The organism is Burkholderia sp. BKH01, from assembly GCF_025685725.1.
Lineage (GTDB): Bacteria > Pseudomonadota > Gammaproteobacteria > Burkholderiales > Burkholderiaceae > Burkholderia > Burkholderia pyrrocinia_C.
The window spans coordinates 1-14,576 of sequence record NZ_JAOTQT010000020.1 but is presented as its reverse complement, the minus strand read 5'-3'; the positions used below and the strand labels follow the sequence as shown (position 1 = coordinate 14,576).

At 68.6% G+C, this 14,576-nt stretch carries 12 protein-coding genes; 5 read left to right on the top strand and 7 right to left on the bottom strand.

The features are described from left to right. Positions 1 to 2 precede the first annotated feature (2 nt). The 5 genes from OEJ37_RS24875 to OEJ37_RS24855 form a co-directional block, all read right to left on the bottom strand. Positions 3 to 1,016 (bottom strand): arabinose ABC transporter substrate-binding protein, encoded by a 1,014-nt coding sequence (locus OEJ37_RS24875; RefSeq protein ID WP_174419578.1) that lies wholly within the window; start codon positions 1,014 to 1,016, stop codon positions 3 to 5. A 73-nt stretch (positions 1,017 to 1,089) separates the two neighbouring features. Then, positions 1,090 to 2,019, bottom strand: coding sequence for a Gfo/Idh/MocA family protein (locus tag OEJ37_RS24870; protein WP_174419579.1), 930 nt, complete (start codon positions 2,017 to 2,019; stop codon positions 1,090 to 1,092). A 25-nt stretch (positions 2,020 to 2,044) separates the two neighbouring features. Then, positions 2,045 to 2,974 (bottom strand): dihydrodipicolinate synthase family protein, encoded by a 930-nt coding sequence (locus OEJ37_RS24865; RefSeq protein ID WP_174419580.1) that lies wholly within the window; start codon positions 2,972 to 2,974, stop codon positions 2,045 to 2,047. 50 nt (positions 2,975 to 3,024) lie between these two features. After that, complete coding sequence (locus tag OEJ37_RS24860) at positions 3,025 to 4,386, bottom strand: MFS transporter (protein WP_105390619.1); 1,362 nt, start codon at positions 4,384 to 4,386, stop codon at positions 3,025 to 3,027. 79 nt (positions 4,387 to 4,465) lie between these two features. Further along, the gene (locus OEJ37_RS24855) at positions 4,466 to 6,217 is read right to left on the bottom strand and encodes an IlvD/Edd family dehydratase (protein WP_034181546.1); all 1,752 of its coding nucleotides are present in this window, start codon (positions 6,215 to 6,217) and stop codon (positions 4,466 to 4,468) included. 114 nt (positions 6,218 to 6,331) lie between these two features. Here OEJ37_RS24855 and OEJ37_RS24850 point away from each other — a divergent pair, with 114 nt between their 5' ends. Continuing rightward, positions 6,332 to 7,282, top strand: a complete 951-nt coding sequence (locus tag OEJ37_RS24850; RefSeq protein ID WP_175942905.1) for a LysR family transcriptional regulator — start codon at positions 6,332 to 6,334, stop codon at positions 7,280 to 7,282. Positions 7,283 to 7,399: 117 nt separating this feature from the next. Here OEJ37_RS24850 and OEJ37_RS24845 read toward each other — a convergent pair whose 3' ends face one another. Beyond that, on the bottom strand, positions 7,400 to 7,876 hold the full coding sequence (locus OEJ37_RS24845; protein WP_175942903.1) for an OsmC family protein: 477 nt from the start codon (positions 7,874 to 7,876) through the stop codon (positions 7,400 to 7,402). A 141-nt stretch (positions 7,877 to 8,017) separates the two neighbouring features. Between OEJ37_RS24845 and OEJ37_RS24840 the strand changes: the two genes are divergently transcribed. Beyond that, a complete protein-coding gene (locus tag OEJ37_RS24840) occupies positions 8,018 to 8,659 on the top strand; it encodes a GntR family transcriptional regulator (protein ID WP_175749652.1) in 642 nt (213 codons plus the stop codon). A 96-nt stretch (positions 8,660 to 8,755) separates the two neighbouring features. Here the strand turns inward: OEJ37_RS24840 and OEJ37_RS24835 are convergent, their stop codons facing one another. Beyond that, the gene (locus OEJ37_RS24835) at positions 8,756 to 9,790 is read right to left on the bottom strand and encodes a LacI family DNA-binding transcriptional regulator (RefSeq protein ID WP_263346499.1); all 1,035 of its coding nucleotides are present in this window, start codon (positions 9,788 to 9,790) and stop codon (positions 8,756 to 8,758) included. Between the two features lie 189 nt (positions 9,791 to 9,979). Between OEJ37_RS24835 and OEJ37_RS24830 the strand changes: the two genes are divergently transcribed. The 3 genes from OEJ37_RS24830 to OEJ37_RS24820 all read left to right on the top strand — a co-directional run bounded on the left by OEJ37_RS24830 (position 9,980) and on the right by OEJ37_RS24820 (position 14,447). Further along, complete coding sequence (locus tag OEJ37_RS24830; protein WP_263346498.1) at positions 9,980 to 11,128, top strand: ABC transporter ATP-binding protein; 1,149 nt, start codon at positions 9,980 to 9,982, stop codon at positions 11,126 to 11,128. Between the two features lie 9 nt (positions 11,129 to 11,137). Further along, a complete protein-coding gene (locus OEJ37_RS24825) occupies positions 11,138 to 13,123 on the top strand; it encodes a beta-galactosidase (RefSeq protein ID WP_263346495.1) in 1,986 nt (661 codons plus the stop codon). A gap of 64 nt (positions 13,124 to 13,187) precedes the next feature. Then, complete coding sequence (locus tag OEJ37_RS24820) at positions 13,188 to 14,447, top strand: ABC transporter substrate-binding protein (RefSeq protein WP_263346492.1); 1,260 nt, start codon at positions 13,188 to 13,190, stop codon at positions 14,445 to 14,447. Positions 14,448 to 14,576: the final 129 nt, after the last annotated feature.

The following is a 14,576-nucleotide window of genomic DNA, read 5'->3' as shown; positions in this document are numbered from 1 at the left end:
GCTCAGATGCCGAGCTCGGCGCGCACGGCCTGCCAGTTCGCGCGTGTCATCAGCTTGCCGCTCGTCTGCGTGTCGGCCGCCGGCGTCTTGCCGTTGCGGATCCAGTCGACGAGGTTCTGCGTGCTGTCCTTGCCATGGTTCGTCGAGCTGACCGCGATCGTCCCGTAGAAGCCGGTCGGCTCCTTCTTCTGGAACTCGGCGAACGCTTCGCCCGCGCCGTTGATGCCGACGCCGATCACGTCGGCCGCCGGGATGTGCAGCTGTTCGGTCGCACGCACCGCGCCGAGCACGGTTTCCTCGTTCAGCGCGTAGACCACCCATTTCTTCACGTTCGGATGCCGCGCGAGCACCGGCGCGGCCGCGCTGAAGCCGCCTTCGTCGTCGGTCGTCTTCTGCGGCGCGTCGAAGATGTTCTCCTTGCGGAAGCCGTTCGCGAGCAGCGCCTGCGTCGCGCCGTCGGTGCGCAGCTTCGCGGTCGGCAGTTCGTAGTTCGTGATCCGCAGCGCGCCGACTTCCTCGGGCTTCCAGCCGCGCCGCTTCATCTCGTCGGCAATCGCCTGGCCGACCTGGTTGCCGATCTTGATCGCCGACATCCCGAGGTGCGGCACGTTCGCGAGCGGCTTGCCGCTCGAATCGACGAGCTGGTCGTCGACCGTCACGAACTTCATGTTGTAGCGCTTCGCGCGCGAGGCAATCGCCGGGCCGAGGCGCACGTCGGGTGCGCAGATCACGAAGCCCTGCGCGCCCTGCGAACCGAGGTTGTCGATCGCGGCCAGCACCTTCTCGCCGTCGGGCGTGCCGATCTTCACGACCGAGAAATTCTCCTTCTGGCCGAGCGCGGACGCCGCGTTCTGCTCGTTGATGAACCATGCCTGCTCGGGCATCTTCACCAGGAAGCCGATCTTCAGCGGCGCGTCGGCGCGCGCGGCGCCCTGCATGCCGAGCGGCGCGATGCAAAGCGCGGCCAGCAGCGCGCGCAGGGTGTGTCGGCGAATCGTGTGAGTCGTGCGGTTCATGCGGTGTCTCCTAGTATCGACTTGGGTCTTCATCATTCATCGTGCGCGGTCGCGGCGAAGCGCGCCGGCACGTTCAACGGCCGAACGCGTCGGTCTGGACGCGCCGGCCGAACAGAAACGCGTCGGCGACGAGCCGCAGCGGCCGCACGTCGACGTCGCTTTCGCCACGCGCGATCAGCGCGCGGAACCGCGCGTAGAGCGCAGGATACTCGCGCTCTGGGCCGATCTCGACCGGCTCGCCGTTAATCGACAATTGCGCGCCGCCTCGGCTGATCGCGAGCACGCCGTCGGCCGTATCGACCGCGATCTCCCATTGCTCGACCGGGCCGTGCCGCCAGTCGAATTCCGCGCGCACGGGCACGCCGTCGGTATCCGCGCAATCGAGTTCGGCCGCGATCGGCGTCTGCACGTCGCTCGGCACGAACAGCGTCGCCTCGCGCAGCACGAGCTCGCGCGGCAGGATCCGCGTGACGATCGACAGCGCGTTGATGCCCGGATCGAACACGCCGAGGCCGCCGGGCTCCCAGATCCACTGCTGCCCCGGATGCCAGCGCCGCACGTCCTCCTTCCAGCGCACCTGCACCGCACGGATCGTGCGCGTCGCGAGCCACGCGCGCGCGGGTTCCACCGCGCTCGCGCAGCGCGAATGCCAGGTCGCGAACAGCGTGAGGCCGCGCTCGCGCGCGAGCGCTTCCAGCGCGGCCACTTCGCCGAGCGTCGCACCCGGCGGCTTCTCGAGCATCACGTGCTTGCCCGCTTCGAGCGCGGCGCGCGCCTGTGCGTAGCGCACCTGCGGCGGCGCGCACAGCGACACCGCGTCGAGCTCCGGCTCGGCGGCCAGCAGCGCGCGCAGGTCCTGATAGTTGCGCACGCCGGTGACTTCCGCGTGGCGGCTCGCGCACGCGGTCAGCGTGAAGCCCGGTTCGGCGGCGATCGCCGGAAGATGCTGGTCGCGCGCGATCTTGCCGATCCCGACGACACCCAGCGAAACCTGCTTGCTCATCGTGTATTCCTCCTTCGCGTATCGCTCAGTGCGCCCAGCGCAGCACGAGCGGATCGAGCCGGCGTGCGATCGCGAGCAGTTCCGCGCGCGTGTCCGGATGCAGTTCCGGCATCGGATGCCGCGGCCGCTCGCACGCGATCACGCCGCCTTCGCGCATCAGCGCCTTCGCGGTGAGGATCCCGGACTGGCGGTTCTCGTGATTGATCAGCGGCAGCCACGCCTGGTAGCGCGCGTACGCGTCGTCGCGGCGCCCTTCGCGCCATGCTTCGAGGATCGGCCGGATGCCGTCCGGAAACGCGCCGCCCGTCATCGCGCCGGTCGCGCCCGCATGGAGATCGGCGAGCAGCGTGATCGCCTCCTCGCCGTCCCACGGCCCCTCGATCGCATCGCCGCCGAGCCGGATCAGCTCGCGCAGCTTGTTCGCCGCACCGGGCGTCTCGATCTTGAAGTACGCGACCTGCTCGATCTCCCGCGCCATCCGCGCGAGGAACGGCGCCGACAGCGCGGTGCCGCTCGCGGGCGCATCCTGGATCATGATCGGGATCTCGATCGCGTCGGACACGCGCGCATAGAAATCGAAGATCTGCGCTTCGGGCACGCGGAACGTCGCGCCGTGATACGGCGGCATCGCCATCACCATCGCCGCGCCGAGCTGCTGCGCGCGCAGGCTGCGCGCCGCGCACACCTGCGTGCTGTAGTGCGACGTCGTGACGATCACCGCCACGCGGCCCGCGACGTGTTCGAGGATCGTGCGCGTGAGCACGTCGCGCTCGTCGTCGGTGATCGCGAACTGCTCGGAGAAGTTCGCGAGGATGCACAGCCCGTCCGAGCCCGCGTCGATCATGAAATCGACCGCGCGCTTCTGGCTCGCGAGGTCGAGCTCGCCGGTGTCGGAAAACGTCGTCGGGACGACGGGGAAGATGCCGCGATAGCGCGGCGTGCTGCTCGATGTCATGGTTCGGTCCTGCGTCGGTCGAAGCGGCGTTCAGCCGGAAAACAATGCGTTCAGGATTCGCGGGCGAGCGCGCCCGCGGCCGGCTGCGGCGCGCGCAGCGTCGCGCGGACCACGAACGTGATCAGCACCGCGAACAGCAGCGTCGCCGCGAGGAAATACAGGCCGGCCGCGAGGCTGCCGGTCGCCTGCTTGATCAGGCCGATGCCGTACGGCCCGACATAACCGCCGAGATTCGCGAGCGAATTGATCGCGGCGATGCCGACCGCCGCGCTCGTCCCGGTCAGGAACTCGCCGGGCAGCGCCCATACGACGGCCTGGATCGAGTAAAGCGAGAAAGCCGTGAGGCAGATGAACAGGAATTGCAGTGCAGGCTGCCGCACCCATGCGCTCGCTGCCATCGTCAGCGCCGCGGCGGCCGACACGACGACGATGTGCCAGTAGCGTTCACGCGTGCGATCCGAATGACGCGGCACGACCAGCAGCCCGACCACCGCGAACAGGTACGGCACGGCGGACAGCAGGCCGGTGGCCGCGTCGCCCGCGCCGAACGCGTGAATGATCGTCGGCAGCCACAGCGACAGCCCGTAGATGCACAGCGGGAACGGCAGGAACAGCGCCGCGAGCAGCAGCACGCGCCGGTCGGCCAGCGTGGCGAGCGGATTGCGGTGTGCGTCGGGGCGGTACGTGTCGCGATCGGCGGCGAGCTGGCGCGCGATCCAGCGCCGCTCGTCATCGTTCAACCAGCGCGCACGGTCCGGCGATTCGGGCAGCAGCCGCAGCGTCGGCCACACGAGCAGCACGGCCGGCAGGCCGCTGACGACGAACAGCGTCTGCCAGTTCGACAACCCGAACAGCCCGTGCGTCGACAGCAGCCAACCCGCGAGCGGCCCCGTCACGATGCCGGCGATCGGCTGCGCGAGCACGAGCAGCCCGATCACGCGTGCGCGGCCGCGCATCGGAAACCACTGCGTGAGGAAATACAGGATGCCCGGATACAGGCCGGCTTCGGCCGCGCCGAGCAGGAAGCGCAACGCATAGAAGCTGGCCGGCCCCTGCACGAGCGCCATCGCCATCGTGATCACGCCCCACGTCGCGAGAATGCGCGCGAACCACACGCGCGCGCCGAAGCGGCCGAGCGCGAGATTGCTCGGCACCTCGCACAGGAAATAGCCGATGAAGAACAGGCCCGCACCGAGCCCGTACGCCGCGTCGCTCAGGCCGACGGCCGCGTTCATGTGCAGCTTCGCGAAGCCGACGACCGTGCGGTCGACATAGGCCACCACGTAGATCAATGCGAGAAACGGCACCAGCCTGCGCGTCAGCGTGCGCATCAACTGCCGTTCGTCAACGGCAGCCGACGGGCCGGATTGAGCCGCGGCCGGTGTCGCGGACGGGTGCTGCGTCGTCGTCATCGTGTCTCCATGGGTGGGCTGCGCCGGCGTCGTCGCCGGTCTGTCCTGCTTCACCTGTACCGCGTTTCGCGCATGCCGCTCAATGCGAGTGGCTCGGCACGTCCGCGCCGCGCGTGCCGACCAGGAAGTCGAGGTCGCACCCCTCGTCGGCCTGCAGCACGTGATCGATGTACAGCCGCGCGTAGCCGCCCTTGCCGAGCTGGCCGGCCACGCCCGGCGCCGCGGTCGGATCGACGTCCGACAGGCGGCGCTGCAGTTCGTCATCCGTGATGTCGAGATGCAGCGTGCCGGCCTCGCAGTCGAGCTCGATCCAGTCGCCGTTGCGCACCGCCGCGAGCGGCCCGCCGGCGGCGGCCTCCGGCGCGACGTGCAGCACGACCGTGCCGTACGCGGTGCCGCTCATCCGCGCGTCGGAAATCCGCACCATGTCCTTCACGCCCTGGCGCAGCAGCTTCGGCGGCAGCCCCATGTTGCCGACCTCGGCCATCCCCGGATAACCGCGCGGCCCGCAGTTCTTCAGCACGAGCACGGAGCTCGCGTCGACGTCGAGCGCTTCGTCGTTGATCGTGGCCTTGTAGTGTTCGAGGTTCTCGAACACGACCGCACGGCCGCGATGCTTGAGCAGCTCGGGGCTCGCCGCCGACGGCTTCAGCACCGCGCCGCGCGGCGCGAGATTGCCGCGCAGGATGCGGATGCTGCCGTCCGCGATCAGCGGCCGGTCGAGCGGGCGGATCACCTCGTCGTCGTAGTTCGGCGCTTCGCGCACGTTGTCCCACAGCGACTTGCCGTTGACCGTCAATGCGTCCGGGTTCGGCAGCAGCCCGCCTTCGCCGAGCCGGCGCAGCACGGCCGGCAGCCCGCCCGCGTAATAGAACTCCTCCATCAGGAAACGGCCCGACGGCATCAGGTCGACGATCGTCGGCGTGTCGCGGCCGATGCGCATCCAGTCCTCGAGTTCGAGCGGCACGCCGATGCGGCCGGCAATCGCCTTCAGGTGAATCACCGCATTGGTCGAGCCGCCGATCGCCGCGTTCGCGCGAATCGCGTTCTCGAACGCGGCGCGCGTCAGCACCTTCGACAGCACGAGCCCTTCGAGCGCCATCTCGACGATGCGGATGCCCGACATGTGCGCGAGCACGTAGCGGCGCGAATCGACGGCCGGAATCGCCGCGTTGTGCGGCAGCGTGACGCCGAGCGCCTCGGCCATGCACGCCATCGTCGACGCGGTGCCCATCGTGTTGCAGGTGCCGGCCGAGCGCGACATGCCGGCTTCGGCCGACAGGAAATGATGCAGGTCGATCTCGCCGGCCTTCAGCGCCTCGTGCAGCTGCCATACGGCCGTGCCCGAACCGATGTTCTTGCCTTCGAGCTTGCCGTTCAGCATCGGCCCGCCCGACACGACGATCGCCGGCACGTCACAGCTCGCCGCGCCCATCAGCAGCGCGGGCGTCGTCTTGTCGCAGCCGGCGAGCAGCACGACCGCGTCGATCGGGTTGCCGCGAATCGCTTCCTCGACGTCCATCGACGCGAGGTTGCGCGTGAGCATCGCCGACGGCCGCAGGTTCGATTCGCCGTTCGAGAACACCGGGAACTCGACCGGGAAACCGCCCGCCTCGGAGATCCCGCGCTTCACGTGCTCGGCGAGCTTGCGGAAGTGCGCGTTGCACGGCGTCAGTTCGGACCACGTGTTGCAGATGCCGATGACCGGCCGGCCGTCGAACTCGTGATCGGGGATGCCCTGGTTCTTCATCCAGCTTCGGTACATGAAGCCGTTCTTGTCGTTCGTGCCGAACCATTGGGTGGAGCGCAGCCTGGGTTTTGTTGCCGACATCGTCAGTCCTGTGGTGACGGGATACCGGCGCAGTCTAGGCAGAATTTTGATAACTCGCTAATGACGTTTTGAGCGATTACGATATCGATTCCGATATCGATATAAACCCGTACGATGACTGACGCCAGCCCGTGGGGCAACCGCAGCCGCCTGAAGACCCGCCAGCTCCTGCTGGTCGTCGCGCTTGCCGACGAAGGCAGCATTCATCGCGCGGCGGCCGCGCTGAACATGACGCAGCCGGCCGCGTCGAAGCTGCTGCGCGAACTCGAGGAATCGATCGGCGCGGTGCTGTTCGAGCGCCTGCCGCGCGGGATGCGGCCGACGCTGTACGGCGACGCGCTGATCCGCCACGCGCGCGCGGCGCTCGGCAGCCTCGACCAGGCGCGCGAGGAACTGGCCGCGCTGAAGGCTGGCCATCTGGGGCATGTGGCGGTGGGCGCGATCACGTCGCCCGGCCTGCGGCTCGTGCCGCCGGCCGTCGCGGCCGTGAAGGGCACGCATGCGGGCCTGCACGTATCGGTCGAGATCGATACCAGCAACGTGCTGCTCGAACATCTCGCGCAGGACAAGATCGACATCGTGCTCGGCCGGCTCTCCGCCGAACACGACAAGCTGCGCCTGCGCTACGAGCCGCTGACGGGCGAAACGGTGGCCGCGGTCGTGCGGCCCGACCATCCGCTGCTCGCGCAGGCGCCGCTGTCGCTCGCCGACGTGCAGCGCGCCGCGTGGGTCGTGCCGCCGGCCGGCAGCGTGCTGCGCCATCGCTTCGAGCTCGTGTTCCAGCGTGCGAGCCTCGCACCGCCGGCGAACCTCGTCGAGACGTCCGCGCTGCTGTTCATCACGCAGCTGCTCGAACGGAGCGACATGATCGCGGTGCTGGCCGAGGACGTCGCGCGCTATTACGCGCGACACGGGATCGTCACGGTGCTGCCGCTGGAGATGGATTGCCGGATGGACGATTTCGGGATCATCACGCGCACCGACCGGCTGCATTCGCCGGCCGTCACGGTGATGGCCGATGCGATCCGGGCGGCTGCGGGCGAGGTTTACGGCGTCGCGCTGTGATGCGGCGGCGGGGGGTGCTGCCCGCTCGCGTCGGTTTCTTCGTGCACGAAGCGTGGCGCCATGCTTGCATTGCCTGGGTAGCAGACGAGCTTCATCGCCCTTTCCCTTGCCGACGCGTCACGCGGCTGCGAACTCGATCACCGGTTCACAGCGGATCGGGAAGTTGACCGAATTCGCGACATAGCACTTCGCGTGCGCATCGTGATGCAGACGTTCGGCCCGCTCGCGATCGTCGCCGGCCTGGATAGTCACGTGCGGACGCAGCACGATTTCGGTGAAGCGTCCGGGCTCGGGGTTGTCGATCATCGTCCCTTCCGCGTTGTCGATATACGCGAGCACGCGGATACCGGCCTCGGCGCACAGATGCAGATACCAGAGCTTGTGGCACGCCGATGCCGACGCCAGCAGCAGGTCTTCCGGGTTCCAGCGCGACGCGTCGCCACGGAAGGCCGCATCCGACGAACCGGGAATGTCCGGCTTCGAACCGGCGCGGATCACATGATCGCGGCCGTACTCGCGATACCCCGACGTGCCGGTGCCGCGGTTGCCCGTCCACTGCACTGCGACGCGATATTTGTGTTCGCCAGATGCCATCTCGCTCTCCATTTCCATTGATATCGGTTGCCTCGACGGGGCCGGATTTCATTTTACGGAGCCCGCCAGTGCTCGCCATTGTGGCACTGGATTTCCGTTTGGTATACCATTATTCCAAAATGAAGTGAGGAACACGCAGGCATGGAAGCCAAACTCGACTCCACGGCGGACGCGGTGGCCGCGTCGCTGCGGGACATGATCGTCAACGGCGAGCTGGAAGCCGGCGAGCGGCTCGTCGAGCGCGACCTGGCCGACCGCTTCGGCATCAGCCGGATTCCGATGCGCGAGGCCATCCAGCGTCTGGAACGCGAAGGATTGCTGGACATCTTCAGGAATCGCGGCGCCGTCGTGCGCATGCTGAGCGCGTCGGACGTGCAGGAAATCTACGATCTGCGCGCGCTGCTCGAAGGCGATGCGATCTACCGAAGCGTGAAGCGGCTCGACGACGAGACGCTCGCGCGCGCCGAACTCGTCCATCGCCTGCTCGGCGACGCGGCCGTGCCGCGCCGGCAGGGAGAACTGAACCGCGAATTCCACGCGCTGCTGTATTCGTGCTGCGGCAACGCGCGGCAGTTGAAGACGATCGGCGAACTGCGCAGCCAGGTCGAACGCTACGAGCGCCTGCAGGCCACGCTGCTCGCGGATACGCCGTCGTTCCAGGTCGAGCACGAGGAGATCCTGCAGGCGTGCCGCGAGCGCAACGCACGCGCCGCCCGTTCGATGACGGTCGCGCATCTCGAATCGGCCAGAAGCATCGTGATGCGGCTCGTCGAAGGCGGTTGAGGCCGGCGCTGCGTTTGCCGTTTTTCACACCGCACGCGGCTCCGCGCCGGGCCGCGCCGATTGCGGCGGCAAACTCGGTGCAACCACGCGCGATATTTACCGCGTCGCACTCCCACGCGGAACTCGGCCTGTCGTACCGCGCACCACCAGCCGCGGCAGCGACGCGGTCCGCACGCGCGACGCATCGTCGCTGCGGCCGCCCGCCTCGCGCAGCGCGTTGAGCAATTCGACCGCGAGGCCGGCAGCCTCGGCGGTCGGGATCGCGACGGTCGTCAGCGTGGGCCGCGTGTCGCTTGCCAGATGGATGTCGGTAATGCCGACGATCGACAGGTCGTCGGGTACGCGCCTGCCGCGATCGGCCGCCGCATGCATTGCGCCGATCGCCGGCAGGTCGTTGGTGGCGACCAGCGCGGTCAGCCGCGGGTGAGCGTCGAGCAGCCGGCCCGCCGCGCGCACGCCGCCTTCGATCGAATCGTGCTCGGCCGCGATGATCGACGCGTCGAGCCCCGCTTCGCGCATCACGTCGACGAAACCGTCGTAGCGCGCCGCCTGCACGCCGCTCGCCGCCCCGCCGACGATCACGCCGATGCGCTCGTGCCCGAGTTCGAGCAGATGCCGCGTCGCGATCCGCCCCGCCTCGCGGAAATCGATGGCCACGCACGGCAATCCGTCGGGCGGCGCGTCGGGCCGCTCCCACAGGCACAGCACGACCGGCACGCCGCGCCTCGCCACGTCGAGCAGATCCGGCAGGTGCAGGTTCGCGTTGGTCACGAGAATGCCTTCGGAGATCGTGCCGGCGATCTGGTCGAGGTACGCGCGCCCCTGCAACGGATCTTCATTCGTATTGCAGACGATCAGGAACTGCCCGTTGCGGCGCACCGCGCGCTCGACCGCCAGCGCGAACTCCGGATAAAACGGGTTCGCGATGCTCGATACCATCAGCGCGACCGTCGGTGCGCGCCCTTCCGCCAGCGCCCGCGCGGCGAGATGCGGCCGATACCCGAGCGCCCGCACGGCTTCCAGCACCCGCGCGCGCGTGGCCTCGCCCACCCGGCCGCGGTCTCGCAGCACGTTCGATACCGTCGCGGCCGTCACGCCGGCGCGGCGCGCAACTTCATCCAGTGTCGCCATCGTTTGCTCACTATATGAGACGTCGATCCAGTATTTGCCTCGCTCACCGAAGCGGCGCACTATCGCCGCACACCTTGCCGCCCGACCATCGGGTGCGACTCGGCCGCGATCGCATCGCCTCTTTTTTTGATCGCGATGATTAAGCGCTTAAGCAAGCATGACTGCGCATTAAAGCATGGAGCGGAGACAATGGCGAGCATCTCGATGCGACGCGTGCAGAAAGCCTATGGCGATCACGCGCCGGTCATTCGCGACGTCGATCTGGAGATCGGCGCGCACGAATTCTGCGTGTTCCTCGGGCCGTCCGGATGCGGCAAGTCGACGCTGCTGCGGATGATTGCCGGGCTCGAGGACCTGAGCGCGGGAGAACTGTCGATCGACGGCCGCCGCGTCGACGACGTGCCGGCCGCCGAGCGCGGCGTCGCGATGGTGTTCCAGAGCTACGCGCTGTTTCCGCACATGACGGTCTACGAGAACATGGCGTTCGGGCTGAAACTCGCGCGCGTGCCGAAAGCCGAGATCGACCGGAAGGTGCGCGATGCCGCGCGCATCCTGCAGCTCGACACGCTGCTCGAGCGCAAGCCGAAGGCGCTGTCGGGCGGCCAGCGGCAGCGCGTCGCGATCGGCCGCGCGATCGTGCGCGAGCCCGGCGTGTTCCTGTTCGACGAACCGCTGTCGAATCTCGACGCGGCGCTGCGCGGCCAGACCCGCATCGAAATCGCGCGGCTGCACCGGCAGTTCGAACGCGCGAGCGTCGTCTACGTGACGCACGACCAGACCGAAGCGATGACGCTCGCCGACAGGATCGTGCTGCTGCACGCCGGCGCGGATACCGCGCAGCACGGCAGCATCGCGCAGGTCGGCGCACCGCTCGACCTCTATCACCATCCGGCCAGCCGCTTCGTCGCCGGCTTCATCGGCTCGCCGCGCATGAACTTCCTGCCGGCCATCGTCACCGCATCCGATGCCCGCCGCACGACCGTCACCGTCGCGCCTTCCGGCGAAACCTTCACGCTGCCGCGCGACGGCTCCGCGCTCCACGCCGGCGCAACCGTGACGCTCGGCATTCGCCCCGAGCACCTGACGCTCGGCGCCGCGCACGACGCGACGACGCTCGTGCGCGACGTCGCGCTCGTCGAACGCCTGGGCGAACAGACCTACGTGCACCTCGACCAGCCCGGCGGCGCGCCGCTGATCGCGAAATTGCCCGGCGACGCGCAGGTGCGCAGCGGCGAACGCGTGCACGTGCATGCGCCGTCCGCGGCCTGCCATCTCTTCACCGAAGACGGCCGCGCGGTGCCCGCGTGCGCCGACCTCCACGTCCATCACTACGCTTAAGGATCGCGTATGCGCCTCGGAGTCTGCTATTACCCGGAACACTGGCCGGAATCGATGTGGGCGAACGACGCCCGCCGGATGAAGGCGCTCGGCATCGAGCAGGTGCGGATCGCCGAATTCGCATGGAGCCGCATCGAGCCGTCGCCGGGCGAATACGACTGGGGCTGGCTCGACCGCGCGGTCGACGTGCTCGGCGCGGCCGGCCTCGAGATCGTGATGTGCACGCCGACCGCGACGCCGCCGAAATGGCTGGTCGACCGCCATCCCGACATCCTCGCGATCGGCGCGGACGGCCGGCCGCGCGCGTTCGGTTCGCGCCGCCACTACGACTTCTCGTCGCCGACCTATCTCGAAGCGTCGCGCCGGATCTGCACCGCGGTCGCCGAACGCTACGGCCGCCATCCGGCCGTGCGCTACTGGCAAACCGACAACGAGCTGGGTTGCCACCAGACGGTCGTCAGCTACTCGCCGGCCGCGCTCGTGCGCTTTCGCGAATGGCTGAAGGCACGCTACGGCACGATCGACACGCTGAACCGCGCGTGGGGCACCGTGTTCTGGAGCATGGAGTATCGCCACTTCGACGAAGTCGACGCGCCCGTCGGCACCGTGACCGAGGCCCATCCGTCGCATCGGCTCGACTACCGGCGCTTCGCGTCGGACGAGGTCGCGCGCTATCACCGGATGCAGGTCGACGTGATCCGCGCGCATTCGCCGGGCCGGCCGGTCGCGCACAACTTCATGCAGCTGTTCACCGAGTTCGATCACTACGAAGTGGCGCGCGACCTCGACGTCGCGACGTGGGACAGCTATCCGCTCGGCGCGCTCGAGGAGCAATGGTTCTCGCCCGACGTGAAGGCGCGCTGGCTGCGCACCGGCCACCCCGATTTCGCGTCGTTCAATCACGACGTGTATCGCGGCATGTCGAAGCTGCCGTTCTGGGTGATGGAGCAGCAGCCGGGGCCCGTGAACTGGGCGCATTGGAACCCCGCGCCGCTGCCGGGCATGGTGCGTCTCTGGAGCTGGGAAGCGTTCGCGCACGGCGCCGGCTGCGTGTCGTACTTCCGCTGGCGGCAGGCGCCGTTCGCGCAGGAGCAGATGCATGCGGGCCTGCACACGCCGGACGACCAGCTCGACGAAGGCGGCCGCGAGGCGCAACGCGTCGCGCGCGAGATCGCGGCCGTGCACGACGCCGTCGCGGATGCGGACAATCCGGTGCGCGCCTCCGTCGCGCTGATCTACGACTACGAGGCGAAGTGGCTGTTCGAAGTGCAGCCGCAGGGCGCCGATTTCCACTACCCGCGTTTCGCGTTCGAGTACTACTCGGCGCTGCGCTCGCTCGGCTTCGACGTCGACGTGGTCTCCGCGCATGCGCCGCTCGACGGCTATCGGCTCGTAGTCGTGCCGCCGCTGCCGATCGTGCCGGACGATTTCGCGGCACGGCTCGCCGCATCGGGCGCGCATGCCGTGTTCGGGCCGCGCACCGGCTCGAAGACCGTCGATCTGCAGATTCCGCCGGCGCTGCCACCCGGCCCGCTCGCGTCGATCCTGCCGATCCGCGTGTGGCGCGTCGAATCGATGCGGCCGAACGTGACCGAACGGATCGACGGCACGCTGCGCGACGGCTCGCCGCTCGCGGGCGATGCGCGCCACTGGCGCGACTTCGTCGAGCTGCACGACGACACGCGCAGCGTCGTGCGTGCGCGCTTCGCCGACGGTCATCCGGCCTGCGTGTCGCATGGCGCGCTGCACTACTGGGCCGCGCTGTTCGACGACGCGACCACCGCGCAACTGTTCGCCGATGTCGCGGCCGAAGCGGGCCTCGCGCCGACGCCGCTCGGCGACGGCGTGCGCGTCAGCCGGCGCGGCGGACTGACCTACGTATTCAACTATGGCGACACGCCGCACACGATCGACGCGGTGCCGCCGTCCGCGTTCGTGCTCGGCGCCGCACAGGTCGAGCCGCAAGGCGTCGCCGTGTATCGAAACCGTTCGTAGCACCCCGCCACCGGCGCCACGACGCACCGGTCACGCACAACGACACACAGGAATGGAGACAACCATGACACATCGCCCCCTTCGCGTCGCCGCCCGGCTCGCCGCTGCTGCCGCCATCGCGTTCGCTTCGTTCGGCGCCGCCGCGCCGGCGAGCGCCGGCACGCTGACGATCAACATCGCGTTCAAGGGCGCCAGCCAGCGCGCGGTCTGGCAAGCGACGCTCGACGCGTTCCACAAGGCGCATCCCGACATCGACGTGAAGGCGACCTTCGTCGACGAGGAAGCGTACAAGGTGCAGCTCCCCGCGTGGCTCACGACCGTCGCGCCCGACGTCGTGAACTGGCACGCGGGCGAGAGGATGGCGTACTACGCGAAGCGCGGGCTGTTCGAGGACCTGAGCGGCGACTGGACGAAGAATGGCTGGGGCGCGATGTATGCGTCGACGCGCGACGCATCGTCGTATAACGGCAAGCAGTACGCGGCGCCGACCGTCTATTACTCGTGGGGGCTGTTCTATCGCAAGGACCTGTTCCGCAAGGTCGGCATCGCCGACGAGCCGAAGACGTGGGACCAGTTTCTCGATGCGTGCAAGAAGCTGAAGGCGGCCGGCATCACGCCGGTCGCGCTCGGCGGCCGCGACGCGTGGACGCTCGCCGGCTGGTTCGACTATCTCGACCTGCGCCTGAACGGCAACGCGTTCCACCAGCAGCTGATGGCCGGCGACGTGCCGTACACCGACCCGCGCGTGAAGAAGGTCTACACGACGTGGAAATCGCTGATCGATGCCGGCTACTTCATCGACAACGCGCTGTCCTACGATCTCGACGGCGCGCAGCCGTTCCTGTTCCAGGGCAAGGCCGCGATGATGCTGATGGGCACCTTCATCGCGGCGGGCTTCCCGCCGAACGTGAAACAGGAAATGGGCTACTACCGCTTCCCGATCATCGACCCGAAGGTGCCGACCGCCGAGGACGGCCCGGTCGAATCGCTGCACATCCCGACGAAGGCGAAGAACAAGGCGGACGCGCACACGTTCCTCGCCTTCGTCGAAACACCCGAGATGGGCGCGAAGCTCGCGGAGGGCCTCGGCTCGCTGTCCGCCAACAGCAAGTCGCCCGAGCCGGCCGATCCGATCTCGCGCATCGGTTTCCGGATTCTTGCCGACACGAAGGGCGGCGTCGCGCAGTTCTACGACCGCGACATGACGAAGGAAATGGCCGACGAAGGGATGAAGGGCATGCAGCAGTTCCTGGCCGATCCCGCGCAGCTCGATACGGTGCTCGCGCAGCTCGAACAGACCCGCAAGCGGATCTACAAGAAGTGACCGCGTGACCCAGCCGGCGGCCCTGTGCCGCCGCGTCAGTACAGGAGGCTTGCCGTGTCCAGTCCGATCACGTCCACCCCGCCCGCCGGCGCCGCGCCGCCGCCGCGCGGAGCATCCGCCGCCGCGCTG

Bases quoted from the DNA above. Each gene is read 5' to 3' on its own strand.
- OEJ37_RS24875 (WP_174419578.1), bottom strand. From the start codon at position 1,016: ATGAACCGCACGACTCACACGATTCGCCGACACACCCTGCGCGCGCTG.
- OEJ37_RS24835 (WP_263346499.1), bottom strand. From the start codon at position 9,790: ATGGCGACACTGGATGAAGTTGCGCGCCGCGCCGGCGTGACGGCCGCG.
- OEJ37_RS24820 (WP_263346492.1), top strand. From the start codon at position 13,188: ATGACACATCGCCCCCTTCGCGTCGCCGCCCGGCTCGCCGCTGCTGCC.
- OEJ37_RS24860 (WP_105390619.1), bottom strand. From the start codon at position 4,386: ATGACGACGACGCAGCACCCGTCCGCGACACCGGCCGCGGCTCAATCC.
- OEJ37_RS24840 (WP_175749652.1), top strand. From the start codon at position 8,018: ATGGAAGCCAAACTCGACTCCACGGCGGACGCGGTGGCCGCGTCGCTG.
- OEJ37_RS24855 (WP_034181546.1), bottom strand. From the start codon at position 6,217: ATGTCGGCAACAAAACCCAGGCTGCGCTCCACCCAATGGTTCGGCACG.
- OEJ37_RS24870 (WP_174419579.1), bottom strand. From the start codon at position 2,019: ATGAGCAAGCAGGTTTCGCTGGGTGTCGTCGGGATCGGCAAGATCGCG.
- OEJ37_RS24830 (WP_263346498.1), top strand. From the start codon at position 9,980: ATGGCGAGCATCTCGATGCGACGCGTGCAGAAAGCCTATGGCGATCAC.
- OEJ37_RS24850 (WP_175942905.1), top strand. From the start codon at position 6,332: ATGACTGACGCCAGCCCGTGGGGCAACCGCAGCCGCCTGAAGACCCGC.
- OEJ37_RS24845 (WP_175942903.1), bottom strand. From the start codon at position 7,876: ATGGCATCTGGCGAACACAAATATCGCGTCGCAGTGCAGTGGACGGGC.
- OEJ37_RS24865 (WP_174419580.1), bottom strand. From the start codon at position 2,974: ATGACATCGAGCAGCACGCCGCGCTATCGCGGCATCTTCCCCGTCGTC.
- OEJ37_RS24825 (WP_263346495.1), top strand. From the start codon at position 11,138: ATGCGCCTCGGAGTCTGCTATTACCCGGAACACTGGCCGGAATCGATG.